We start from the raw sequence: 25,209 nt of genomic DNA, 5'->3' as shown, positions 1-25,209 counted from the left end.
TTAAATTTGAGTTCTTGTGATTTCTTTATAAGCACTGATCGCTTTATTTCTTACTTCTAGCATAAATTTCATGCTGCTTTCAGCTTTAGTGATAGCTATAGCTGCTTGATGTAAATCTTTTACTTGTCCTGTGGCAATGTCTGTCATTGCGGCTTCTCCACTTTCTTGTGCTTTATTTAAATCATCGATTTCATTTTTAAGCATCTTAGCAAATTCATCGCCAATTCCTGTGGAATTTTGACTTTTGTTGGTATTTGAAATATTATTATTTAATCTTAAATCATTAATATTGTTCATTTTTTATTATCCTCTTAATAAATCAATCGCACTTTGAGCTATAGTTTTTGCACTTGTAAAAGCACTTACATTTGCTTGATAAGCTCTTGTAGCTTCAATCAAATCAGCCATTTCAATAACCGGATTTACATTTGGATACGCTACATAACCTTCAGCATTTGCATCAGGATGGCTTGGATCGTACTTCATACGAAAATCCTTGTCATCTCTGACCACTTTATCCACTACAACACTTTGAATAGCAGGTTTAGCTTCTTCTGGCGAACTTGGATCATTTAAGGGATTTTCATATTTTAAAAAATTATTATCTTTGTTAATTTGCTCATTTAAAAGCTTATCAAAATCTGTTGCTTTAAAGATCACTTCGCGTCTTCTATAGGGCCCACCTTCAGCTGTTCTTGTAGTGTTTGCATTAGCTATATTAGAGCTAATAACATTCATTCTAAAACGTTGAGCGCTTAAACCATAACCACTAATATCAAAATCACTTAAGTATGCCATAATTTACCTTTAACTTAATTTAGAGCTTGCATCAAGTATAGAACTAAAGATATTGCTTTGTCTTCTTAAAACTCCATCAAGAGCTGTTATCATAACTGTATTTTTACTCATTTCTGTAGTTTCTACGTCTAGATCAACAGTATTTGCATCATTTCTTGCTAAATGACCATCTCTTAAGTAAATAGTAGATTTATTAGGATCAGGGAATTTCCAAGGTTTTTGATGCCCTTCTTCGGTTATAGCTAATTGCAATTCTTTATTATCATTTTTTTTAAAAATTTCATTTGCACGATTTACCAAAGCTGTTTCAAATTCAATATCTCTTGCTTTATAAAAAGGAGTATCAACATTTGCAAGATTGGCATTGATGAGTTGATTTCTTAGATTTCTACCCGCTAAAGCACCAGTGACTAGTTCTTTTGATTTAAATGGGTTAATCATTTTTTATCCTTTTTATAATTTTTAATATTAACAAGCAAATACTGTTCCAATTTAACTATTTTATATAAAAATATCAAAAATTATTTTCCTTTTTGTAAATTTATGGCTTTATTGTGATCATCTATATTTGTGCTAAAAATATGAACTCCAGTATTTTTATCACGCACAAAATATAAATAATCTGTCTTTAAAGGAAAAATAGCTGCACGAATAGCAGCTAAAGAAACATTGCAAACCGCTTCTTTGGGTAATCCTGTAAATTTATAGGTATTATAAGAGCTATTATCTTGTCTTATTCTTTGTGGAGTAACTTTTACATGGGAGTAAATTCCATAATTTAAAGTTCCATCCATTTGAAGCTTCATACCTTTTTTAAGTCGATTGTAAATTACGCTTGCAATTTTAGGCATTTCATTTTCATTAGCAGCTTCTTTTTGTATTACAGAAGCGATGATGATATATTGGTGCCATTTTTTTGGATTATAATCACCAAAAATTTTCTCAGAAGTTTTTTTATTGGAAATTTCAGCATGGTTTAAAAGCATTTGAATGAGTAGATTTTCTGTAGTGCCTTTTGGGATTTTATAAGTTTCTGGTAAAAAAACTCCTTCATCATAAGAAGCTTGAGCTTGAAATTCTTTTAAAAGTATATCTTTATCAAGTCCAAGTTGTTTGGCTGCTTGTTCTAAAAAGATTACACTTGTTTCTCCTGGGATAAGAGTAATGGTTTGAAGCGCTGCTTTAGCAATGGTGAGTTTATGTAGAAATTCAGCCCTATTTAAATCTTTTGTACCTATGTTGATCCAGCCTGATTGAGGGTGTCCTAAAAAAAATAAAATATATTTATCAATACTACTCATCTGATATTGATTTTGCTTTAAATATGTTATAATTTGAGAAATTGAACCTTGGGGAATAAATACCACAGAATTGCTTTTTAAAGGTTGAGATAAATAATAAAAAATCCCCAAAATAAATATCAAAAAGAAGTTGCATATGAAAAAGAAAATTTTATATATTGTTGTATTTTTTGTTGTGCTTATATTAGCTTTGTTTATAGTGCTTAAAAATGGGATTGTCATCTCTAGTATCCAATTTGATTTTTTAAAATTAGAACAATTATATATTAAATTAGATAAAAAATTAATTGTACGAGCAAAAAATATCACTATAAATGAGACTCAAAATTCCGAAATTTCATCACAAACTCACTCTTCTGATAATGCTTCAACAGAGATTTTAAAAATAACAAAAAATTTAAAATATCTATATACTTTTGTTGAAGAGATTGATATACAAAATTTAAATATAAAAGATAATTATGTGCGTATTTTATTTAAAGATAATGAATTTTTTATAGATAATGATTTATTGTTTTTAAAATTAACATTACAGCGTCAAAATAAAGAACTTATAGCTGATATTAAAAAACTTTTATTAAAAGATTATGATTTAAATATTGATGGAAATTTAACTATCAATACTAAAAGCGAGTTTTATCATTTTCAAGGCAAGGTAAGTGGAGAATTACTTGACTTTAACGCAAGTATTTCTTACAAAGATAAAAATTTAGCTTATAAGATAGAAGATTTAAACATTAGAAATATTACAGAAATTTTTAAAAGAGTTAATAAAAGAATAGAACTTCCGCAGAGTTTAAATCTTTGGGTAGCATATAGGGCTAAGGGAGAATTTTATCATTTAGATTATTTGCAGGGCTTTATAGATTTTGCTAAAGATAATTATTATTTAGACAATATTAGCGCATCAGGTTATGTTAATAATGTCAAAGTTCGTTTGGATGATAAAATGAATGCTATTGAAATTCCAAAACTCGATTTAAATTTAAACAAACAAAAACTCGATTTTGTCTTTAATAAAGCTTTATATAATGGTGCCGATTTAAGTTCTAGTAAGGCTTATTTATATGATTTGTTTGATGAAAAAAAAGCTGGGATTTATTTGCGTATTAAGTCTGATAATCTAAAATTTGATGAAAAACTTGCTAAAGCTTTAGAGGATTATCATTTTTCATTACCTTTTTATCAAAAAAGCGGAAAAATTAAAAGTGATTTGGAGCTTAAAATTGATTTTCATGATAAGGGTGAAATTTCTTATAGTGGTATTTTAGCTTTAGAGAATGCTAGTATTTCTTTGGCTGATTTTAATATTACAAAAGCATTTATAAAATTAAATCAAAATGATTTAAATATAGAAAATGCTAGTGTGAAAAATGGCTTTTTAGAGGCTGATTTTAATGCTAAATTTGATTTACAAAAACAACAAGGAAATTTCAATACTCAGATTTCAAGGCTTTATTTTGATAATGGGGAGCTTTTAGATTTAAAAAATCAAAATGTAGAAGTAAAATTAGATTATTCGCAAAATGTTAACATTAGCATTCCTCAGTGGAATTTAATTTTAAATTTTAAAGATGGACTTGAGGCTAATCTTAATAATCCTAAGATTTTATTTTCATTTTCTCCATTACTTAAAAAGTTTGGGTTTATTGATGCTAAAAATGTTTATTATAAAACTTTAAATTTTGAAGATTTCAATGCAAGCGTTAATGATGTCTATTTTAAAAATAATTTACTTATCAACAGTCAAACTCCTTATGAAAATGATAGCTTTGATATTGTAAAAAATAAGGGCATTATAGAAATTCATACTCAAAGTGATATAGCAAGTGCTAAAATAAGCTCTAATAACAAAGAAATTCATTTAAAAAATTTAAGTTATATTTATAAAAAAGATTCCAACTCTTCAAATTCAACATTTGATATTTCTGCTAATACTCAAAATATTAGCTTTGGTGGGGCAAATGTAGCTTTAATTTTAGCAGATTCTAATAAAACTTTGGCTTTTGATAGAGTAGAGGCTGATTTAAAAGGCAATGCTTTAGATCTTAAAGGTTCTAGAGGAAATGCAAAATTTGATCTTTATTATTCTTCTAATGATTTAAATTTAAATGTTAGCAATATTGATGATAATTATTTAAATGAGTTTTTACAAAAAAAAGCTGTTCAAGATGGGGTATTTAATTTAAATATAAAGGGGAGTGGATTGGAGTATTTTGATGGACAAATTGATTTTAAAAATACCTATGTGAAGGATTTAAAAGGTATAAATCAGCTTATTTCCTTTATCGATACCGTACCAAGTTTATTGATGTTTAAATCTCCAACTTTTAATCAAAAAGGTTTGAGCTTGCATGATGGAAAAATTATTTTTAATAGAAAAAAAGATCTTTTAAGTGTTTCAGCTATTAATTTAAATGGTGATAGTGTAGATATATATGGTTTAGGAACAGCAAATTTAAGATTAAATACAATGGATTTTAATTTAGAGCTTAAAACTTTAAAATCAGCTTCAGAAGCTATAACCAAGGTTCCAATTTTAAATTATGTAATTTTAGGTAAAAATCAAGAAATTAGCACAAACTTAAAAATAGATGGAAGTATAGATGACCCTAAATTTCATACCGAAATTTTAACAGATACTCTAAAAACCCCTTTTAATCTTATTAAAAATATCATACAACTTCCTGCTAATTTGCTTAATTAAAAATATTTAAAGTTTGTTTGAAAACTAAAACAAACTTTAAACTTGCCCTTGCATTTTTTTTTATTTGTAATATACTTAAAAATGAAAATAAAAATAAGTATTTTAAAGGACTAAAAATGCAAATTACTTATACCTTAACAGATGAGTCACCAGCTCTTGCGACTTATTCGTTTTTGCCTATAGTGAAAGCTTTTTTAAGTAGGGCATATATAGGAGTAAAAACCTCGGATATTTCTTTATCTGGAAGGATTTTAGCTACTTTTAGTGAGTATTTAAAAGAGGAGCAAAGATGTGAAGATGCATTAGAGTTTTTAGGTGAACTTGTAAGAAATTCAGATGCAAACCTTATTAAAACTCCAAATATTTCAGCTTCTATTCCTCAGCTTAAGGCGGCGATTAAAGAATTGCAAGATAAGGGTTACATGTTACCAAATTACCCAGATGAGCCAAAAAATGATGAAGAATTGCAAATTAAAACAAAATATCAAAAAGTTTTAGGTTCAGCGGTTAATCCTGTGTTAAGACAAGGAAATTCAGATCGTCGTTCAACAAAAGCGGTAAAAGACTATGCAAAAAACAACCCTTATCGTGTGGTTGAGTTTAATCCAAACTCAAAAACTCATGTTTCTTACATGAAAGAGGGGGATTTTTTCTTCAATGAAAAAGCGGTTTTAATCGATCAAGATTGTGTGGCTAATATAGAATTTGCAGGCATTGATGGTAAAAGTGAAATTTTAAAAGAGGATTTAAAGCTTGAAAAAAATGAAATTTTAGACGCTACTTTTATGGATGTAGAGAAGCTTCAGGAATTTTATGCAAAAGAAATTAAAGCAAGCAAAGATGATGATGTGCTTTTTTCTTTGCATTTAAAAGCTACAATGATGAAAGTAAGTGATCCTATACTTTTTGGTTATGCGGTAAAAGTATTTTTTAAAGAATTATTTATCGAATTTCAAGATGAATTTGAAAAATTAGGTATTAATCCAAATAATGGCTTAAGCGAGCTTTTAAGTAAGATTGAAAATTCAAGCAAAAAAGATGCAATTTTAAAAAAATACAATGAAATTTTAGCTAAATCTGCAGGTATTTCTATGGTAAATTCAGATAAAGGCATTACAAATCTCCATGTTCCAAGTGATGTTATCGTTGATGCTTCTATGCCCGCAATGCTTAAAAATGGCGCAAGATTGTGGGATAAGGAAGGTAAAGAAAAGGACACAAACGCCGTAATTCCTGATCAAACTTACGCAACTATTTATGAGGCGGTTATTGAAGATTTGCATAAAAATGGCACTTTAAATCCTTCAAAACTTGGCAGTGTATCTAATGTAGGTTTAATGGCTAAAAAAGCTCAAGAATATGGATCGCATGATAAAACCTTTGTGGCTAAGGAAGAGGGGGCTTTTAAAATAGTTTCTAACGGTAAAGTTTTATTAGAGCATAAGGTTAGAAAAGGTGATATTTATAGAGTCAATCAGGCTAAATTTGATGCGGTGTTAAATTGGATTGATTTGGGTATAGAAAGAGCAGATCTAACTGGAGCTGAAGCTATTTTTTGGCTAGATAGTAAAAGAGCTAGTAATAAAATCATGATAACTTTGGTGCAAAATCGTTTAAAAGAAAAGGGTAAAAATATAGCCATTTTAGCTCCAAAAGAAGCTTGTTTAAGAAGCTTGGAGTTAATCCGAGAGGGTAAAGATGTTATTTCTATTACAGGAAATGTTTTAAGGGATTATTTAACCGATCTTTTTCCTATTTTAGAGCTTGGAACAAGTGCAAAAATGCTTTCTGTTGTACCTATGTTAAGGGGTGGAGCTATGTTTGAAACAGGAGCAGGGGGTTCAGCACCTAAACAAGTAGAACAATTAGTTGAAGAAAATCATCTGCGTTGGGATAGTTTGGGTGAATTTTTGGCTTTGCAAGCAAGTTTGGAATTTTATGCTAATAAATGTAGCAATCATAAAGCTAAAGTTTTAGCAGAATGTCTTGATGAGGCTATAGGCGAATGGCTTGAAAATAATAAAACTCCATCAAGAAGAGTTAAAGAAGATGATAATAGAACAAGTCATTTTTATTTAGCAATGTATTTTGCAAATCATTTAGCAAGACAAGCCAGTGATATGGAGCTTCAAAGCTTTTTTAAAGATATTGCTTTAGAACTTTCCTCTAATGAAGAAAAAATCAGAGCCGAATTTAACGATGCACAAGGTGTTAAAGTGGATTTAGGTGGGTATTATAAATTTGATGATGAAAAAGTCAATAAAATCATGCGTCCAAGTGCAACTTTTAATGCTATTTTAGAAAAAATAGGGCAAAAATGAAAATTACTGTTATAGGAGCCGGTAATGTAGGCTCAAGCGTAGTTTATGCTTTGATTTTAAGAGAAATAGCAAATGAAATTGTTTTAGTAGATATCAATGAGGATTTACTTTATGCAAAAGAGCTAGAACTTACTCAAAGTATAGCCACTTTAAATTTAAATATAGATTTACTTTGCACTAAAAATTATGCTCATACTAAAAATTCAGATATAGTGCTTTTTAGTGCAGGTTTTGCTAGAAAAGATGGGCAAAGTAGAGAAGAATTACTTCAGTTAAATACAAGTATTATGCTTGATTGTGCTAAAAAAATTAAAGATTTTACAGAAGATCCGCTTTTTATTATTTTAACTAATCCTGTGGATTTTCTACTTAATACTCTTTATGAAAGTAGGATTTTTTCATCAAAGAAAATTGTAGCCATGGCGGGAGTTTTGGACAATGCAAGATTTAAGTATGAGCTTGCCAAAAAACTTAATGTCAAAATGTCAAGTGTGGATACAAGACTTATTGGTTTTCATAATGATGATATGGTTTTGGTAAAATCTTATGCAAGTGTTAAAAATAAAAATATAAGCGAATTTTTAAATGAAGAAGAATTTGATGATTTGGAAAATGAAGTTAAAACAGGTGGAGCTAAAGTAATCAAACATCTTAAAACTTCAGCTTATTTAGCTCCCGCTAGTGCTTGTATAAGAATGCTTGAGTCTATAAGAAGTGGAGAGTTTTTGCCTATGAGTGTGATTTTACATGGAGAATTTGGAGTGCAAAACAAAGCCTTGGGAGTTATGGCAAGATTAGGACTTGAAGGTGTGATTGAAATCATGAAAATGGATCTTAGTTCACAAGAAAAAGACAAATTAGAAAAATCTTTAATCAAATATCAATATAAAGGAGAATAAATGAACATACATGAGTATCAAGCAAAAGAAATTTTTGCAGATAATGGTATCCCTACCTTAAAGGGAAAAGTTGCATTTAGCGTAGATGAGGCTGTGGCAAATGCCAAGGAATTAGGTGGTAGTGTTTGGGCGGTTAAAGCTCAAATTCATGCAGGAGGCCGTGGTCTTGGTGGTGGTGTTAAAATCGCTAAAAATTTAGATGAGGTAAAAGATTATGCAAGTAAAATTTTAGGAATGAATTTAGTAACTCATCAAACAGGACCTGAAGGCAAGCTCGTGCAAAAACTTTATATAGAAAGTGGCGCTAATATAGTAAAAGAATATTATTTAGCTATTTTATTTAATAGAATGGCAGAGCAAATTACCATTATCGCTTCAAGTGAAGGAGGGATGGATATAGAAAAAGTAGCCAAAGAAAGTCCTGAAAAAATTGCAAAAGTAGACATTGATCCACAAATTGGGTTTAAAATGTTCCATGGACTTGAAGTAGCGAGAGTTTTAGGACTTGATAAAGATGAAGGCAAAAAACTCATTTCTATGATAGCTAAACTTTACAAGCTTTACATGGATAAAGATATGAATATGCTTGAAATCAATCCTTTAATTAAAACTGCAGAAGGAGATTTTTATGCCCTTGATGCAAAATGCAGTTTTGATGATAGTGCGCTTTATCGTCATCCTGAAATTGCTGAACTTAGAGATATTACTGAAGAAAATCCCGCTGAAAGAGAAGCGGCTGAATTTGGCTTAAGTTATGTGAAATTAGATGGAGATGTAGCTTGCATGGTAAATGGCGCGGGTCTAGCCATGGCAACTATGGATATTATTAATTATAGCGGTGCAAAACCTGCAAATTTCTTAGATGTAGGTGGGGGAGCTTCTCCTGAAACTGTTGCAAAGGCTTTTGAAATCATTTTAAGAGATAAAAATGTAAAAGTTATATTTATTAATATTTTTGGTGGTATTGTTCGTTGTGATAGGATAGCAAATGGAATTTTAGAAGCTACTAAGAATGTTGAGGTAAATATTCCAATTGTAGTGCGTCTTGATGGCACTAATGCAGCGGAGGCAAAGGCGATTTTAGATAATTCAAATCTTAAAAATATCAAAGCAGTAACCAATCTTAAAAACGGCGCAGAGCTTGTAAAAAGTTTAGTAGGATAAGGATAGAAAATGAGTATATTGGTCAATAAAAATACAAAAGTAATAGTTCAAGGTTTTACGGGTAAAGAAGCAACTTTTCACGCCGAGCAATGCATGGCTTATGGTACAAATATAGTTGGAGGTGTCACTCCTCATAAAGGTGGACAAACTCATTTAGGTAAACCAGTTTTTGATACGGTTGCGGATGCAGTTAAAGCAACAAAGGCTGATGTAAGCTTGATCTTTGTGCCTGCTTTTGCTGTGGGTGATAGCGTGATTGAAGCAGCTGATGCGGGTATTAAGCTTGCAGTTGTAATCACAGAGCATACACCTGTAAAGGATATGATGTTTGCTAAGCAATATGCTAATAAAAAGGGTATGAAAATCATTGGACCAAATTGTCCGGGTATTATCACTTCTGAAGAATGTAAGTTAGGTATTATACCAGGTTTTATTTTTAAAAAAGGTTGTGTGGGGCTTATTTCAAAAAGTGGAACTTTAACTTATGAAGCTGCTAATCAGGTAGTTCAAGGTGGTTATGGAATTTCTACTGCAGTAGGAATTGGTGGTGATCCTATCATAGGTCTTGCTTATAAAGAACTTTTAAGCGAATTCCAAAAAGATGATGAAACTAAGGCTATTGTAATGATAGGTGAAATTGGTGGTAGTTTGGAAGTGGAAGCGGCTAAATTTATTAAAGAGAATATTAGCAAACCTGTGATAGCATTCATTGCAGGTGCAACTGCTCCAAAAGGCAAAAGAATGGGGCATGCAGGTGCCATAGTAGGAAGTGCTGATGAAAGTGCTGTAGCTAAAAAGGAAGCTTTAAAAAGCTATGGAATTCATGTGGTGGATTCTCCGGCTTTAATTGGTGAAGAAATTCAAAAAATATTAGGTTAATAAAGGAAAAAACATGAGTATAGTAGCTCCAAAAGATACCCCTGTTTGGGTAGATGAGCATAGATGTAAAGCATGTAATATTTGTGTTAGCTATTGCCCTGCTGGGGTTTTAGCTATGCGTGATGATGTACATGCGGTTTTAGGACAAATGATAGAGGTGGTATACCCTGAATCCTGTATAGGCTGTGCTGAATGCGAAACACATTGCCCTGATTTTGCTATTATGGTGGCAAAAAGAGATGAATTTAAATTCGCCAAACTTACTACTGAATCTAAAGATAGAGCTGTGGCTGTAAAAAATAACAAATATAAAAAATTAGTATAGGAAAAAACAATGAGAGAAGTTATAGCAACAGGTAATGTTTTAATTGCTAAAGCAGCAATTGATTGTGGATGTAAATTTTTTGGAGGTTATCCTATTACCCCTAGTAGTGAGATAGCTCATGAATTAAGTCATATACTTCCTGCAAATGATGGAACTTTTATACAAATGGAAGATGAAATTTCAGGTATTAGTGTAGCTATTGGTGCAGCAATGAGTGGAGTAAAATCCATGACCGCAAGTAGTGGTCCTGGAATTTCTTTAAAAGCAGAACAAATAGGGTTAGCGTTTATAGCTGAAATTCCACTTGTGATTGTCAATGTTATGAGAGGTGGTCCTTCAACAGGTCTTCCAACTCGTGTGGCTCAAGGTGATTTGTTTCAAGCTAAAGCACCTACTCATGGAGATTTTGCGAGTATTGCTATTGCTCCTGCAAGTCTTGAAGAAGCTTATACAGAAACTATTAGAGCGTTTAATTTAGCTGAAAAATACATGACTCCAGTATTTTTACTTATGGATGAAACTGTAGGGCACATGAATGGTAAAGCGGTTTTACCTGATTTAAAAGATATTAAAGTGTATAACCGTAAAAAATTTGAAGGTGATAAAAAAGATTATAAGCCTTATGCAGCAGGAGAAAATGAGCCTGCAACTTTAAATCCTTTCTTTACAGGCTATCGTTATCATGTTACAGGACTTCATCATGGAGATATAGGTTTTCCAACTGAAGATGGAGCCATAGTGAAGAAAAATATGGAAAGACTCATAGGTAAAATTAAAAACAATCAAGAAGATATTTGTGCTTATGAAGAGTATATGCTTGATGATGCTGAATTTTTAATCATTGCTTATGGAAGTGTAAGTCGTTCAGTAAAAGAAGCTATACAAAGATTAAGAGAACAAGGGATTAAAGTGGGGCTTTTCCGTCCAATTACTCTTTATCCAGTGGCTGAGAAAAAAATCGCTGAAGTTGTAAGCAAATTTAAAAAAGTAATGGTAAGCGAGCTTAATATGGGACAATATCTTGAAGAGATTGAAAGAGTAACTTCGCGTCGCGATTTTATTAGCTTGCACCGTGCAAATGGTCGTCCTATCACTCCAAGTGAAATTATTGCTAAGGTAAAGGAGAATATATAAATGGCTTTTAATTATGATGAATATCTAAGAGTGGATAAAATGCCTACTCAGTGGTGCTGGGGATGTGGTGATGGTGTTGTTTTAAAATGTATTATCCGTGCGATAGAAAAACTTGGTTGGAATATGGATGATGTTTGTCTTGTTTCGGGTATAGGTTGTAGTGGCAGAATGAGTTCTTATGTAAATTGCAATACAGTTCATACAACTCATGGTAGAGCTATAGCTTATGCAACAGGTATTAAATTAGCTAATCCTAGTAAACATGTTATTGTGGTAAGTGGAGATGGGGATACTTTAGCAATTGGTGGAAATCATACCATACATGGTTGTCGTAGAAATATTGATTTAACACATATTGTGATCAATAACTTTATCTATGGACTTACGAATTCTCAAACAAGTCCAACTACTCCAAAAGGTTTTTATACAGTAACAGCTCAATTTGGAAATATTGATCCAAATTTTGATGCATGTGAGCTTACTAAAGCTGCGGGAGCTTCTTTTGTAGCAAGAGGTAATGTGATTGAAGCTAATAAACTTGAAAATCTAATCTATAAAGCTTTCGCACATAAAGGTTATAGTTTTGTAGATGTTTTTTCAAATTGCCATATTAATTTGGGTAGAAAAAATAAAATGGGTGAAGCTGTAGCTATGCTTGATTGGATTAGAAGTCGTGTTGTGGATAAATCTAAATTTGAAAGTATGGATTTTGAAGAAAGAAAAGATAAATTCCCAACGGGAATTTTGCATGAAGATAATTCTCAGCCAGAATATTGCCATGCTTATGAAGAAGTGCGTCGTGCGGCTAAGGAAAAAAGAATGGTGGATTTAGGAGCTTTAAGATGAAATATCAATTAAGATTTGGTGGTGAAGGTGGGCAAGGTGTTATTACCGCAGGAGAAATTTTAGCAGAAGCAGCCATTAAAGAAGGTCGTCAAGCTTTTAAGGCTTCAACTTATACTTCACAAGTGCGTGGCGGTCCTACTAAAGTTGATATTATCATTGATGATAAAGAAATTTTATTTCCTTATGCTGTAGAAGGGGAAGTAGACTTTATGCTTTCAACTGCAGATAAGGGTTATAAAGGTTTTCGAGATGGTGTAAAAGAAGAGGGTATCATAGTTGTAGAGCCAAATTTAGTGCATCCTGAAAGTGAGGATTATAAAAAATGGAAAATTTTTGAAATTCCTATTATTACTATAGCTAAAGATGAGGTAGGGAATGTTGCTACTCAGTCAGTTGTTGCATTAGCTATTGCTGCTTATATGAGTAAATGTATCGATTTAGATGTTTTAAAAGAAACCATGCTTCATATGGTTCCTGTAAAAACAAAAGATTCAAATGCTAAGGCTTTTGATTTAGGTGTAAAATACGCTAGTCAAGCAAAGCGACATTTACAATAAATTCCGCATGATGCGGAATTTAACTTCATATTCCAAATAAAATTTAAATTTTTGATTATTTTGATTTAGCTACTTTTAACGATTAAAATTTTATAATCAAAAACTTATATTTTCAAGGAAAATTAATGGATTTTTTTGATGAAATGTTTAATAAAACTCCAAAAGAAAAATTTATAGAAATTATACAAAATGGAAATTTAGGAGCCTTAGAAAAAGTTTTTGAGGAATTTTTTGCTGATCATATTGCCATGGTAGAGCTTTTAGAAAAACAAGGTTTAACAGAAATAGATGTAAAAAATTTCATATTAGAAAATGGTGATTTTATAGAAGAAAGACAAAATGATATTTATATAGAATTGGGTGCAAAAATTTTAGGGCATGAAGGCTAAAATTGTTTAAAATAAGCCTCTATTTAATTTGTATTTTTTTTGTTTTTAGCAATGTTTTAGCATCTGAACCAACTTTTGATTATACTTATAAATTTATACTTAAAAAAGATGAGAGAGCTAGTGTGCAGATTAAAGAAATAGATTATGAAGATAAGGTGCAAAATTTTGATTTTTATTGGACTTTGTTTGATAATACTAATATCATCGTACATTCGAAATTTCGCAAATATCCGCGTCAATTTGTGATGAGTTTAAGAAGAAATTTAGATTGGGTAACTCAAACTTTAATACCTGATTATACTAATCCACATATTGATAGAGCAAGACTTATTTTAGAATTTAGCGGTTATAATAAAGGCTTAGCAACTTTTACAGTTTATATAGAAGATAAGAAATCTCGTTTAATGGTGGAATTTTTGGATCCAAGAAAAAAAGCTTTGCAAAATCCACCACAAAATAACCAAGTTGTTCCTATGATTAATTTTAACGAACCTCAGGTAAAACCATTAACAAGCAAAGAAAATAATAATAGCAATTAACAAGGAAAAGATAGTGCAAAAAATAGATGAATTAATAAAACAGTTTTTACAAGAACTTGGTTATAAACCTATTTTAAATATGCTTTTAAATGTAAAATCAGGAAAGAAATTACGTTCAAAATTATTATTAGCTATTGCAGAAGAAAGTGAAATTGCTTTTAAAATTTGTGCAGCTATAGAATTGATACATCTTGCTAGTTTGTTACATGATGATATTATCGATGAGAGTGAATTAAGGCGTGGAGCAAGATCTGTTAATGCTGAATTTGGTACAAAAAATGCCCTTATGTTGGGTGATATTTTGTATTCAAAAGCCTTTTATGAATTAAGCAAAATGGATGCTAGATTTGCAAGTATTATTTCAGATGCTGTTGTAAAGCTTGCTATAGGCGAGCTTATGGATGTTGATTTAGGAGAGAAATTTAATATCGATAAAGAAGCTTATTTGAAAATGATCTATAATAAAACAGCTGTTTTGATTGAGGCAAGTGCAAGATGTGGGGCTATTTTAGCTGGATTGCATGAAAAAGATTTTGCAGAATATGGCAAAAATTTAGGGCTTGCTTTTCAAATGATTGATGATATTTTAGATATTAAGAGTGATGAAAAAATTCTTGGAAAACCTGCTATGAATGATTTTAAAGAGGGTAAAACTACCTTACCTTATATTTATCTTTATGAAAATTTACAAGAACAAGATAGGATATATTTGCAGTCTTTATTTAAAAAAGATTTAAATGAAAACGAAAAAGAATGGCTAAAAACTAAATTTGAAGAACAAAAAGCTTTAGAAAAAGCTATTTTAGAAGCTAAAACTTATGCAAAAAAGGCTAGCAAAGTGATTGAAAAATATGATAATAACAAGCTTAATGATATTATTAAAGCTATGATAGATAGGGAATTTTAATGTATTATTGTATATCTTTTACTCATAAAAATACAGATATTGCCTTAAGGGAAAAGTTAAGCTTTTCCAATGAAGCTAAAAAAAGTGAGTTTTTAAAAATCATTAGTACTCATGAAAATATTGAAGAATGTTTGGTTATAAGTACCTGTAATCGTGTTGAAATTATTGCTTTTGTAAAAATAGCTTGTGCTGAGTTTATTGTTAAATCCTTAGCTTTACTTTGTGATGTTGATAAAGATATTTTACTTGAAAAAGCTGATATTTTTGAAGATAGCGGGGCTATTCATCATCTTTTTTCTGTAGCAAGTTCTTTGGATAGTTTGGTGGTAGGGGAAACTCAGATAGCAGGACAATTAAAAGATGCCTTTATTTTTGCTTTAAAAAATAATTTTTGCGGAGTGCATCTTTCAAGAGCAGTGCATAGTGCTTTTAAATGTGCTGCTAAGGTACGCAATGAAACTCAAATTTCTAAAAATCCTATTTCTGTAGCTAGTGTTGCTGTGGCAAAAGCAAAAGAGCTTGCAGATTTAACGCAAAAAAAGGCTGTTGTTATTGGAGCTGGAGAAATGGGGGAACTTGCGGCAAAACATTTAATAGCTGCAGGTGCTAAAGTGATTATTTTAAATCGTGATTTGCAAAAGGCTAAAGATTTATGTGAGAGACTTGGTGTTTTAAGTGAATATGATAGTTTGGAAAATTTAAAAAAATATTTAAATCAGTATGAGTTTTTTTTCTCGGCTACCAATGCGCCAAATGCTATTATTACAAATTCTTTGATTGAAGAATTTCCTTATAAAAGGTATTTTTTTGATATTGCAGTTCCAAGAGATATAGATATAAATGAAAATGAAAACATATCTGTTTTTGCTGTAGATGATCTTGAAGTTGTAGTGCAAAAAAATTTAGCTTTAAGAGAACAAGAAGCTCGTATGGCTTATGGGATAATAGGTCGTGAAACAAGTGAGTTTTTTAGATATTTAAATGATTTAGCATTGATGCCTATTATTAAAGCTATACGCTTGCAAGCTAAAGAACATGCAGATAAACAACTTGAAATTGCGTTAAAAAAAGGATATTTGAAAAAATCTGATAAAGAAGAGGCTAGAAAGTTGATTCATCAAGTTTTTAAGGCTTTTTTACACACGCCTACTGTGAATTTGAAACATTTACAAGGTAAAATGCAAAGCGATACAGTGATTAATGCCATGCGTTATGTTTTTGATTTACAAAATAATCTTGAAGGTTTAAATCAATATAAATGCGAATTTAACATGGAGAATGATGATGAGATTTACTAAATTTTATGCACCAAGTTTAAAAGAAGCACCAAAAGATGCGAGTTTGCCTAGTCATATTTTTTTAACGCGTGCGGGTTTTGTAGAACAAATTGGTAGTGGACTTTATAATTTTTTACCTTTAGGAAAAAGGGTTTTAGATAAGATTAAAAATATAGTTAAAGAAGAAATGGATAAGGCAGGAGCACAAGAAGTAAATCTTAGTTTTGTTACTCCTGCAAGTTTATGGCAAGAAAGTGGGCGTTATAGTGTTTTTGGAAAAGAGCTTTTGCGTTTTAAAGACAGAAAGGAAAATGAATTTGTTTTAGGTCCAACGCATGAAGAAGCTATGCTTTCTTTGGTAAAAAACAAAATTACAAGCTATAAACAACTTCCTTTACATTTATATCAAATCGGGCTTAAATTTCGTGATGAGGCAAGACCAAGATTTGGGCTTTTAAGATGTCGTGAATTTTTAATGAAGGATGGATATAGTTTTCACGCCAATGAAGAGGATTTAACACGTGAATTTGAGCTCATGTATCAAACTTATTCTCAAATTTTGCAAAGAATGGGCTTAAATTTTAGAGCAGTAGAAGCTGATAGTGGGGCTATTGGCGGAAGTGGTTCTAAAGAATTTATGGTTTTGGCAAAAAACGGGGAAGATGATATTTTAATTTGTGAAAATTGTGATTATGCAGCTAATGTTGAAGCTGCAATTAGAGCTAAAAAAACTTGTCAGGATGAGCGTCCTGAGGCAAATTATGCAAGTAAATTTCACACTCCAAATATCAAAACTATAGAGTCTTTAGCACAATTTTTTAAAATCAATGCTTTTTATACGATTAAAGCAGTAATAAAAAAAGCTATTTATGAAAATGAAAGTAAATTAGTTGTGTTTTTTATAAGAGGGAGTGATGATTTACAAGAGATTAAGGCTCAAAATGCTTGCAATGCCCTTGAATTAGTTGATGCAAGCGAAGAAGAATTAGAAAAAGCAGGTTTGATTACTGGATTTATAGGATTTATAGGATTAAAAGATATAGATTTTTATGTAGATTTTGAGCTTGAAAATGAAAAACAAATGATTATGGGTGCAAATGAAAAAGATTATCATCTAATCGGCATTGATGTTGTTAATTTAAATAAAGATCGTTTTAAAGATTTGATTGAAGTTAAGGAAGGGGATTGCTGTGCAAAATGTGGAGCAAGATTAAAGCAAAGCAAGGGTATAGAAGTAGGGCATATTTTTAAACTTGGACAAAAGTATTCTAAAACAATGAATGCCAATTTCTTGGATGAAAATGGCAAAAGCCAAGCTTTTTATATGGGATGTTATGGTATAGGTATTTCACGTTTGTTGGCTGTGGCTATTGAAGCAAATCATGATGAAAAAGGATGTATTTGGAATAAAACTTTAGCTCCTTTTGTGCTTGAAATTATTGTTTCAAATGTTAAAGAACAAAAAGCCTTAGAATTTGCCAATAGGCTTTATGAAGATTTAATTAAACTTGGAGTAGAAGTATTGCTTGATGATAGAAATGAGCGTTTTGGAGTTAAAATGAATGATTTTGAACTCATAGGTTTTCCTTATGCACTAGTTATCGGTAAGGGATTGAAAGATAATGAAGTAGAGTTTATCCAAAGAGAAGGTTTGGCAAAGGAACTTATAAAAACTGATGAACTTATGGAAATTCTTAAAAAGAAAGTGTTATGAATTATAAATTAAGTTTAAGTCCTTTATTTGTACTTGAAATTATTGCAAGTGTGCTTTTTATTATTTTTTTTGGTTTTGGAAATTTTTTATTTTTTATACTTTTGAGTATAATTTTTGGTGTAGTTTTATTGGGTGTTTTTTGGAAAAATATGCTTGAATTTCAAATGAGTGGCTTAAAGGATATGTTAACACAATTTTCTTTTGTTATCGCAGGATTTTTATTTATTTTCCCAGGGATTATTACAAGTGCTTTTGGAATTTTTGTATTTTTCTTTGGTATTGCTTTGAAAATAATGACTAAATCAAAATATCAATACACTAAACAAGAGTATCAAAATTCTAATGAAGAAATCATTGATGTTGAAATTATAGAGGATAGAAAATGAAGCTTATTATCGCAACAAGAAAAAGTCAATTAGCTCTTTGGCAAAGTGAGCATGTGGCTCAAATTTTAAAAAACACGCATCAAATTGAAGTACTTTTAGAAGGTTTTAAAACAAAAGGTGATGTTTTACTAGATTCTCCTTTGGCAAAAATTGGTGGTAAAGGACTTTTTACAAAAGAACTTGAAGAAAGTATGTTAAGAAAAGAAGCACATTTAGCTGTGCATAGTTTAAAAGATGTACCTAGTTTTTTTCCTCAAGGTTTAGTTTTGGCAGCGGTAAGTAAAAGAGAAAAAAGCAATGATGCAATGTTAAGTCAAAATTATAAAGATTTTCTTTCTTTGCCAAAAGGTGCAAAAGTCGGTACTACAAGTCTTAGACGCAAGATGCAACTTTTATTGTTAAGGCCTGATTTAAAGATTATTTCTTTGCGCGGTAATGTCAATTCTCGTATAGAGAAATTAAAAAATAATGAATTTGATGCGATCATTTTAGCTATGGCAGGAATTAAACGTTTAAACTTAGATAAGCAAGTGAATTTTGTTTATGAATTTGGCAAGGATGAACTAATCCCTGCAGCCTCTCAAGGAGCTTTAGGTATAGAAAGCGTAAATGATGAAAAAATTTTAGAACTTTTAAAATGTTTAAATGATGAAAATGCTTTGATTGAAACAAGTATAGAACGAGAATTTATCGCTACTTTAGAAGGGGGTTGTCAAGTGCCTATAGGTATCAATGCAGAACTTTTAGGGGATGAAATTTGCGTGCGTGCAGTACTTGGACTTCCTGATGGAAGTGAAATTTTAAAAGATAAAAGAATGATTAAAAAAGATGATTTTAAAGGCTTTGGTGAAAAATTAGCCAGAGAATTTATGGCTAAAGGAGCTAGAGAGCTTTTAAAAAAAGCTGAAAGTATGATATGAAAGAATTTATTCAAATTTTAAAAGAAAATGATTTATTAAAAATTATTGAAGAGCCTATAGATGTAGATCTTGAAATCGCTCATTTAGCTTATATAGAAGCTAAAAAAGGAGAAAAAGGCAAGGCTTTGCTCTTTAAAAATCCTATAGATAAAAAATTAAACAAACAATATAAATTTCCTGTTTTAATGAATACTTTTTGCAATAAAAAGGCTTTAAATTTAGCTTTTGGACGTGATTATGAAGAAGTGGCTAGCGAAATTTCAAAACTGACTAAGTTTCATGTTCCTACTAGTTTTAAAGCAAAAATAGATTTTTTTACAAATTTGTTAAGCCTTAAAAATATTCCTCCTAAAAGGCTAAAAAAAAATAAAGCTTTATTTGATTATGAAATTTTAGATTCACTCGAAGAGCTTCCTGTGCTTAAAACTTGGAAAGAAGATGCAGATAAATTTATCACTATGGGGCAAGTTTATACGCAAAATTTAGATAAAACTCAAAATAATCTTGGCATGTATCGTTTGCAAGTAAGTAATAAAAATGAACTTTTAATGCATTGGCAAATTCATAAAGATGGAGCAAATTTTTATCACGAATACAAAAATGCTGGTTTTAAAAGAATGCCTGTAAGTGTGGCTATAGGTGGAGATCCACTTTACATTTGGTGTGCTCAAGCACCTTTGCCAAAAGGGATTTTTGAGCTTTTGCTTTATGGTTTTATAAAAAAGACTCCTGCAAAACTTACCCCTTGTGAAAATAGTATTTTTGTACCTTATAATAGCGATATAGTAATTGAAGGCTATGTAGATTTAGAAGAGTTTAAAATCGAAGGTCCTTTTGGAGATCATACAGGTTTTTATACACCTGCTGAACTTTTTCCTGTAATGAAAGTGGAAAAAATTTATGCTAAAAAAGACGCGATCTATCAAGCAACAGTTGTAGGAAAACCTCCTTTAGAAGATAAAATCATGGGACTTGCTACCGAAAGACTTTTTTTACCTCTGCTTCAAACTTCAGTTCCTGATCTAATCGATTATAATATGCCTGAAAATGGCGTTTTTCACAATCTTATTTTAGCAAAAATCGATGTAAAATATCCTGCTCATGCACAACAAATCATGCACGCATTTTGGGGAGTAGGACAAATGAGTTTTGTAAAACATGCAATTTTTGTGGATAAAAACGCACCTTCTTTGAAGGATTATGATGCTTTAATCCCGTATATTTTAAATCGTTTTGATACGGAAAAAATTTTAATTTCAGAAGGAATTTGTGATCAATTAGATCATGCTTCGCCTAATTCTTGTTTTGGGGGTAAAGCAGGACTTGATGCTTGTGAAGAAACGCAAGTAGAAGGGCTTGAAATTTTAGAAGATGAAAAATTACTAGAACTTTTTAAAACTAGGATAGAGCTTTTAAATTTAAAGCAATTCTATAAAGAAAGCAAAAGTCCTATAGTCTGTGTTTTATTAGATAAAAAGGAAAAAATTGAGCAAAGCTTTGACAAACTTTTAGAATTTAAAAAATATTTTAGAATTTTAGTATTTTTAGATACTGAAAATAAGCTTGAAAATCCTTATATGCTTGTATGGCGTGTGGTAAATAACATAGATGCTAAAAGAGATATTTTTATTAAAGAAAAAAGACTTGGAGTAGATGCAAGTGCTAAGGGTGAAGCTGAGGGTTATTTAAGAACTTGGCCTAAGCAAACAGATTGCACTAAAAGCGTGATAGAAGATTTAATCTTGCGTAATATTTTAGAAAATAATCCAGATCTTTTTAATAAATTTGAAATTTTTTAAGATAGTTGAGATTTTTTTAAAATTTTGGCACAGTTTTTGCTTATTGTTTTTTTATATTGAAAAATAAATTTTTTCTTTACTAGGTGTTCATAAATTTATAAATTTGTCGATATAAGCTTGTAACTAGCAATAAGAAATTTTAAAAAGGATTTTAAAATGGAGATATCGAAGGCAAATGGGCAAATGGATACAGCTTTGACAAACATTAGCCAAAGAACAAGTGAGACACAGGCTAGTTCAAACATTCAAACCGATAGAAGTCAAAGCCAAGGAGGCGATGATGGACAACAACAAAGTGTGAATGAAAAGTTAGCTGATATTACAAAAAAGTTAAATGAGCAAATGGATTCTTTAGATACTAATGTTCGTTTTGGTTATAGCGATAAAATTAATTCCATGTATATTAGCGTGACTGAAAAAAGTACTGGAAGGGAAATTCGTCAAATTCCTAGTGAAGAGGCTATGAGACTAGCTGAGTATTTTAGGGATGTGATAGGAATGATATTTGATAAGGAGAGTTAAAAATGGCATTTGGTAGTTTATCTAGTTTAGGATTTGGTTCTGGAGTTTTAACTCAAGATACTTTAGATAAGTTAAAAGAAGCAGAGCAAAAAGCTCGCATTGATCCTTATACTAAAAAAATCGAAGAAAATACAACTAAACAAAAAGATTTAACTGAAATAAAAACAAAATTGCTTACGTTTCAAACCGCAGTTTCTTCTTTAGCAGATGCAACAGCTTTTGCAAAAAGAAAAGTAAGTGCTAGTGTTACCACTAATCCTCCAGCAAGCCTAACAGCTAGTAGTGGGGTATCTTTACAAAGCATGAAAATAAATGTTAAGCAACTTGCTCAAAAAGATGTTTATCAAAGCAAAGGTTTAGCAAATGATGGTGGGTATGTTGATCCTGATTTAGGGGATAAACAAGCTTCTTTTACGCTTATTCAAAATGGAAAACAATATACTGTTACCTATGATAAAAACACAACCTACAGAGATTTAGCTGATAAAATTAATGAAGCTACAGGTGGCGAGATCGTTGCAAAGATTGTAAATACAGGTGAAAAAGATGCTCCTTATCGTTTAACTTTAACCAGCAAGGAAACCGGAGAAGATAATGCTATCGGGTTTTTTGATGGATATAAAGATGATAAAGGAAGATATGTAGTTGATAAAAATGCTTCAAAGCTTTTTTCAAATCTTGGTTGGGAATTAGATAAACCTTTATCAGATACTGCAGGAAGAGAAGGAAGTGTCGATGGTGATTATATTCTTACTCTTGATTCAGAAACTTTTAAGGGTTATGGGATAAAAGATAATGAAGAAAGTCCTTTACATATACAAAAAGCTCAAAATGCTGAATTTACCCTTGATGGGGTTAAGATGATACGCCAAAGTAATACTGTGACAGATCTTGGTGTTGGACTTACTTTAACCTTGAATAAAACTGGAGAAATTGATTTTGATGTTCAGCAAGATAATGAAGCTGTAACTAAGGCTATGCAAGAATTAGTAGATGCTTATAATGACTTAGTAACCAATCTTAATGCTGCTACTGATTATAATTCTGAAACAGGAACTAAAGGAACTTTACAAGGTGTAACTGAAGTAAATTCTATACGTTCTAGTATACTTTCTGCTTTGTTTGATTCTCAATCAGTTAGTGGAACTGTAATTGATGATAATGGCAACAAAGTTAATGCTACAGTTATGCTTTCTATGCAAGATTTTGGTTTAACTTTGAATGATGCTGGGACTTTAAGTTTTGATTCTTCTAAATTTGAAAGCAAGGTAAAAGAAAATCCTGATTTTGCGGAAAGTTTTTTTGCAGGTATCACTCAATATCAAGATATTTCTCATACTGGAGACTTGATTAGAAAAGATAGTTTAAAAGATTATTTAACTCCTAAAGAAGAATCTGGTGATAGTGTTGAAACAAGAAGCGAAGATGACAAATATAAAGGGATCGAATTTAAACCAGGTGAATTTAAGATAGTTTATAATGGTCAAACCTATGATATATCAAAGACTACAAGTGGTGAAAATTTTGTACTTACTGGGTCAACTGAAGAAGAAATGCTTAAAAATTTGGCTACTCATATCAATAGTCTTGGTATAGATGGTTTAAAGGTTAAAGTTGAAGAATATAATAAAAACGGAGAAGAAGGTTTTAAACTTAAATTTAGTGGCGATGGAAGTTCTGATTTTTCGATTAAAGGAGATGCTAACAAATTACAATTATTTGGTTTAAGCGAAACCACTATAGCTGCAAAACCTATAGAAGGTAAAGGTATCTTTGCTCAACTTAAATCAACACTTCAAGGGATGACAGGAACAAATGGTTCATTAACTAAATATGATGAGAGTTTAACTAATGATACTAAATCTTTAAATGAATCAAAAAAATCAGCTCAAGATATGATCGATGCAAGATATGATACAATGGCAAATCAATGGTTGCAATACGAGAGCATCTTAAATAAACTCAATCAGCAATTAACAACTGTGACTAATATGATCAATGCAGCAAATAATTCTAATAATTAAGGATAAAAAAGATGCAAAATAATTTAGCTTATAATGCCTATTCTCAAAATCAAGCGGGGATAGAATCTCCGCAAAAACTTATTGAAATGCTTTATGAGGGAATTTTGCGTTTTTGTGCAAGAGCTAAAGTGGCGATAAGAAATGAAGATATAGAGCAAAGAGTGTATTTTGTAAAAAGAACAACAGCTATTTTTATAGAGCTTATCAATACTTTAGATTATGAAAAAGGTGGAGATGTGGCGCATTATTTAAGTGGGCTTTATACAAGAGAAATTCAACTTTTGTCTTTGGCAAATTTAGAAAATAACGAAGAAAGAATTAATGAAGTTATAAATGTAACCAAAGGTTTACTAGAGGCTTGGAGAGAAGTGCATAATAATGAAACAATGGCTCAATGATTTTAAACTCGCGTTAATTCAAGAAGATGTTAACAAACTTAAAAATTTACTTGATGAACTTGATATGAAAGCTTTTGTTAAAAATTTAGCCAAAAAATCGCCTTCAGAAGATTTTTTAAAAGAAAATGCAAATGATGTATTTTATCAAGTTCAAGCTCTTTTGCAAGAAGCTGTTACACTAATCGAACAAAAGAAAAAAACAAAGGCTGTTGAAATTCAAAAATTTCAAAAAGCGTTGACATATTTTAAATCTTAAAAAGCATAGCGATAAGCCGAGTTCTGTCTTGAATGCTCATTTATCTAGTTTTGTTTTTGCAAACAAAATCAAGCGAAGGGTTAAAACAAAGACGCTAACCATCCCTTCTTGCTGCACATTGGGTTTACATAGCCGAAATTGTTGCCAAAATCGCTGGTGGGCTTTTACCCCGCCGTTTCACCTTTTCCACTTGTGTGGTAGTTTTCTTTCTGTTGCACTATCCCTTAGGTTGCCCTAGCCATCTGTTAGATGGAATGTTTGTCTTTAGCAGCTCGGACTTTCCTCTTCTAAAAAGAAGCGAGCATTTACTATGCTTTAAATTTAAATTTTAGCGTAATTTCACTTATTTTTTTATCAAATAAAATAATTTTATTGTGATATCAATTAAAATTTGATAAAATTACCTTTTATTTTTTAGCAAAGGAAATTTATGGCGTCTTATTCAATGGGTGATTTAAAAAAAGGACTTAAAATAGAAATTGATGGAATTCCTTTTAAAATAGTTGAGTATCAGCATGTAAAACCAGGTAAAGGTCCTGCTTTTGTGCGTATTAAAATCAAATCTTTTATTGATGGTAAAGTACTTGAAAAAACTTTTCATGCAGGCGATAAATGCGAAGCTCCAAATCTAGAAGATAAAACCATGCAGTATCTTTATGATGATGGTGAAAATTGTCAATTTATGGATACTCAAACTTATGAACAAGTAGCAATTAGTGATGAAGATGTGGGTGAGGCAAAAAAATGGATGCTTGATGGTATGATGGTAGATGTACTTTTTCATAATGGCAAGGCTATCGGTGTAGAAGTTCCACAAGTTGTTGAACTCAAAATCATCGAAACAGCTCCAAATTTCAAAGGTGATACTCAAGGATCAAATAAAAAACCAGCTACATTAGAAACAGGTGCGGTAGTGCAAATTCCTTTTCATGTGTTAGAAGGTGAAGTTATACGCGTTGATACTGTGCGCGGTGAGTATATAGAAAGAGCGAACAAATAATACAAAAAAAGCTTTTGGACTATTCCAAGGCTTTTTTAAATTTATATAAAATTTATTTTGTTACTTAATTTCTCATTCCATTCTTAAAAATGTTTTTTTAAACTTTTCTTCAATTTAAAATTTCTATAATATTTCTAATTTATATTG

Annotated in this window: 26 protein-coding genes and 1 other RNA gene; 22 read left to right on the top strand and 5 right to left on the bottom strand. The window is 30.9% G+C overall.

The annotated features are described in order from the left end of the window. The 4 genes from fliE to mltG all read right to left on the bottom strand — a co-directional run bounded on the left by fliE (window position 1) and on the right by mltG (window position 2,321). A complete protein-coding gene (fliE, locus tag ACOTU8_RS04440; RefSeq protein WP_002856884.1) occupies window positions 1–297 on the bottom strand; it encodes a flagellar hook-basal body complex protein FliE in 297 nt (98 codons plus the stop codon). Between the two features lie 6 nt (window positions 298–303). Further along, on the bottom strand, window positions 304–798 hold the full coding sequence (flgC, locus tag ACOTU8_RS04435) for a flagellar basal body rod protein FlgC (RefSeq protein WP_002855235.1): 495 nt from the start codon (window positions 796–798) through the stop codon (window positions 304–306). 9 nt (window positions 799–807) lie between these two features. After that, window positions 808–1,239 carry a flagellar basal body rod protein FlgB gene (gene flgB, locus ACOTU8_RS04430; protein WP_422341964.1) on the bottom strand — a complete coding sequence of 144 codons (432 nt, stop codon included), beginning with the start codon at window positions 1,237–1,239 and terminating at the stop codon, window positions 808–810. Window positions 1,240–1,319: 80 nt separating this feature from the next. Then, window positions 1,320–2,321, bottom strand: a complete 1,002-nt coding sequence (gene mltG, locus ACOTU8_RS04425) for an endolytic transglycosylase MltG (RefSeq protein ID WP_422341963.1) — start codon at window positions 2,319–2,321, stop codon at window positions 1,320–1,322. On the opposite strand from mltG, the gene ACOTU8_RS04420 reads away from it, so the two are divergent. From ACOTU8_RS04420 to ACOTU8_RS04320, 21 genes are all read left to right on the top strand, one after another. Further along, entirely contained in the window at window positions 2,236–4,806 is a 2,571-nt protein-coding gene (locus tag ACOTU8_RS04420; protein ID WP_422341962.1) for an AsmA-like C-terminal domain-containing protein, read from the top strand. The two genes, mltG and ACOTU8_RS04420, sit on opposite strands and share 86 nt — an antisense overlap. A 116-nt stretch (window positions 4,807–4,922) precedes the next feature. Further along, window positions 4,923–7,127, top strand: a complete 2,205-nt coding sequence (gene icd / locus ACOTU8_RS04415; RefSeq protein ID WP_422341961.1) for an NADP-dependent isocitrate dehydrogenase — start codon at window positions 4,923–4,925, stop codon at window positions 7,125–7,127. Further along, entirely contained in the window at window positions 7,124–8,026 is a 903-nt protein-coding gene (gene mdh / locus ACOTU8_RS04410; RefSeq protein ID WP_422341960.1) for a malate dehydrogenase, read from the top strand. Before icd ends, mdh begins: the two co-directional genes overlap by 4 nt. Further along, entirely contained in the window at window positions 8,027–9,190 is a 1,164-nt protein-coding gene (sucC, locus tag ACOTU8_RS04405) for an ADP-forming succinate--CoA ligase subunit beta (protein ID WP_422341959.1), read from the top strand. Window positions 9,191–9,199: 9 nt separating this feature from the next. After that, window positions 9,200–10,069, top strand: a complete 870-nt coding sequence (sucD, locus tag ACOTU8_RS04400; RefSeq protein WP_422341958.1) for a succinate--CoA ligase subunit alpha — start codon at window positions 9,200–9,202, stop codon at window positions 10,067–10,069. Between the two features lie 13 nt (window positions 10,070–10,082). Then, window positions 10,083–10,394, top strand: coding sequence for a 4Fe-4S dicluster domain-containing protein (oorD, locus tag ACOTU8_RS04395; protein ID WP_422341957.1), 312 nt, complete (start codon window positions 10,083–10,085; stop codon window positions 10,392–10,394). Between the two features lie 9 nt (window positions 10,395–10,403). Beyond that, complete coding sequence (gene oorA, locus ACOTU8_RS04390) at window positions 10,404–11,528, top strand: 2-oxoglutarate synthase subunit alpha (RefSeq protein ID WP_422341956.1); 1,125 nt, start codon at window positions 10,404–10,406, stop codon at window positions 11,526–11,528. Continuing rightward, window positions 11,529–12,374 carry a 2-oxoglutarate ferredoxin oxidoreductase subunit beta gene (gene oorB, locus ACOTU8_RS04385; protein WP_422341955.1) on the top strand — a complete coding sequence of 282 codons (846 nt, stop codon included), beginning with the start codon at window positions 11,529–11,531 and terminating at the stop codon, window positions 12,372–12,374. It abuts the gene before it with no gap. Continuing rightward, complete coding sequence (gene oorC, locus ACOTU8_RS04380; protein WP_422341954.1) at window positions 12,371–12,931, top strand: 2-oxoacid:acceptor oxidoreductase family protein; 561 nt, start codon at window positions 12,371–12,373, stop codon at window positions 12,929–12,931. The genes oorB and oorC overlap by 4 nt, the downstream gene beginning before the upstream one ends. Window positions 12,932–13,056: 125 nt before the next feature. Continuing rightward, window positions 13,057–13,320: a DUF2018 family protein gene (locus tag ACOTU8_RS04375; protein ID WP_422341953.1), complete on the top strand. Its 264-nt coding sequence runs from the start codon at window positions 13,057–13,059 to the stop codon at window positions 13,318–13,320. A gap of 2 nt (window positions 13,321–13,322) precedes the next feature. Continuing rightward, the gene (locus ACOTU8_RS04370) at window positions 13,323–13,859 is read left to right on the top strand and encodes an exporting protein (protein ID WP_422341952.1); all 537 of its coding nucleotides are present in this window, start codon (window positions 13,323–13,325) and stop codon (window positions 13,857–13,859) included. Window positions 13,860–13,872: 13 nt separating this feature from the next. After that, a complete protein-coding gene (locus tag ACOTU8_RS04365; RefSeq protein WP_422341951.1) occupies window positions 13,873–14,766 on the top strand; it encodes a hexaprenyl-diphosphate synthase in 894 nt (297 codons plus the stop codon). Continuing rightward, on the top strand, window positions 14,766–16,064 hold the full coding sequence (gene hemA / locus ACOTU8_RS04360) for a glutamyl-tRNA reductase (protein WP_422341950.1): 1,299 nt from the start codon (window positions 14,766–14,768) through the stop codon (window positions 16,062–16,064). Before ACOTU8_RS04365 ends, hemA begins: the two co-directional genes overlap by 1 nt. Further along, a complete protein-coding gene (gene proS / locus ACOTU8_RS04355; protein WP_422341949.1) occupies window positions 16,048–17,757 on the top strand; it encodes a proline--tRNA ligase in 1,710 nt (569 codons plus the stop codon). Before hemA ends, proS begins: the two co-directional genes overlap by 17 nt. Continuing rightward, the gene (locus ACOTU8_RS04350) at window positions 17,754–18,143 is read left to right on the top strand and encodes an integral memnbrane protein (protein ID WP_422341948.1); all 390 of its coding nucleotides are present in this window, start codon (window positions 17,754–17,756) and stop codon (window positions 18,141–18,143) included. The genes proS and ACOTU8_RS04350 overlap by 4 nt, the downstream gene beginning before the upstream one ends. Further along, a complete protein-coding gene (gene hemC / locus ACOTU8_RS04345) occupies window positions 18,140–19,063 on the top strand; it encodes a hydroxymethylbilane synthase (protein WP_422341947.1) in 924 nt (307 codons plus the stop codon). The genes ACOTU8_RS04350 and hemC overlap by 4 nt, the downstream gene beginning before the upstream one ends. Next, window positions 19,060–20,862 carry a menaquinone biosynthesis decarboxylase gene (gene ubiD, locus ACOTU8_RS04340; protein WP_422341946.1) on the top strand — a complete coding sequence of 601 codons (1,803 nt, stop codon included), beginning with the start codon at window positions 19,060–19,062 and terminating at the stop codon, window positions 20,860–20,862. Before hemC ends, ubiD begins: the two co-directional genes overlap by 4 nt. A 156-nt stretch (window positions 20,863–21,018) precedes the next feature. Then, complete coding sequence (flaG, locus tag ACOTU8_RS04335) at window positions 21,019–21,384, top strand: FlaG family protein (RefSeq protein WP_422341945.1); 366 nt, start codon at window positions 21,019–21,021, stop codon at window positions 21,382–21,384. Between the two features lie 2 nt (window positions 21,385–21,386). After that, complete coding sequence (gene fliD, locus ACOTU8_RS04330) at window positions 21,387–23,408, top strand: flagellar filament capping protein FliD (protein ID WP_422341944.1); 2,022 nt, start codon at window positions 21,387–21,389, stop codon at window positions 23,406–23,408. 11 nt (window positions 23,409–23,419) lie between these two features. Continuing rightward, a complete protein-coding gene (fliS, locus tag ACOTU8_RS04325; RefSeq protein WP_422341943.1) occupies window positions 23,420–23,806 on the top strand; it encodes a flagellar export chaperone FliS in 387 nt (128 codons plus the stop codon). Next, window positions 23,787–24,062, top strand: a complete 276-nt coding sequence (locus ACOTU8_RS04320) for a hypothetical protein (RefSeq protein WP_422341942.1) — start codon at window positions 23,787–23,789, stop codon at window positions 24,060–24,062. The genes fliS and ACOTU8_RS04320 overlap by 20 nt, the downstream gene beginning before the upstream one ends. Here the strand turns inward: ACOTU8_RS04320 and rnpB are convergent. After that, window positions 24,059–24,379, bottom strand: an RNA gene (gene rnpB / locus ACOTU8_RS04315) — RNase P RNA component class A. The genes ACOTU8_RS04320 and rnpB overlap by 4 nt on opposite strands. Window positions 24,380–24,492: 113 nt before the next feature. Between rnpB and efp the strand changes: the two genes are divergently transcribed. Then, the gene (gene efp, locus ACOTU8_RS04310) at window positions 24,493–25,062 is read left to right on the top strand and encodes an elongation factor P (RefSeq protein WP_422341941.1); all 570 of its coding nucleotides are present in this window, start codon (window positions 24,493–24,495) and stop codon (window positions 25,060–25,062) included. Window positions 25,063–25,209 lie beyond the last annotated feature (147 nt).

It is taken from the genome of Campylobacter jejuni (genome assembly GCF_049221745.1).
Classification (GTDB): domain Bacteria; phylum Campylobacterota; class Campylobacteria; order Campylobacterales; family Campylobacteraceae; genus Campylobacter_D; species Campylobacter_D jejuni_E.
The sequence above is the reverse complement of the archived record's forward strand: the minus strand, read 5'-3'. Positions and strand labels throughout refer to the sequence as shown.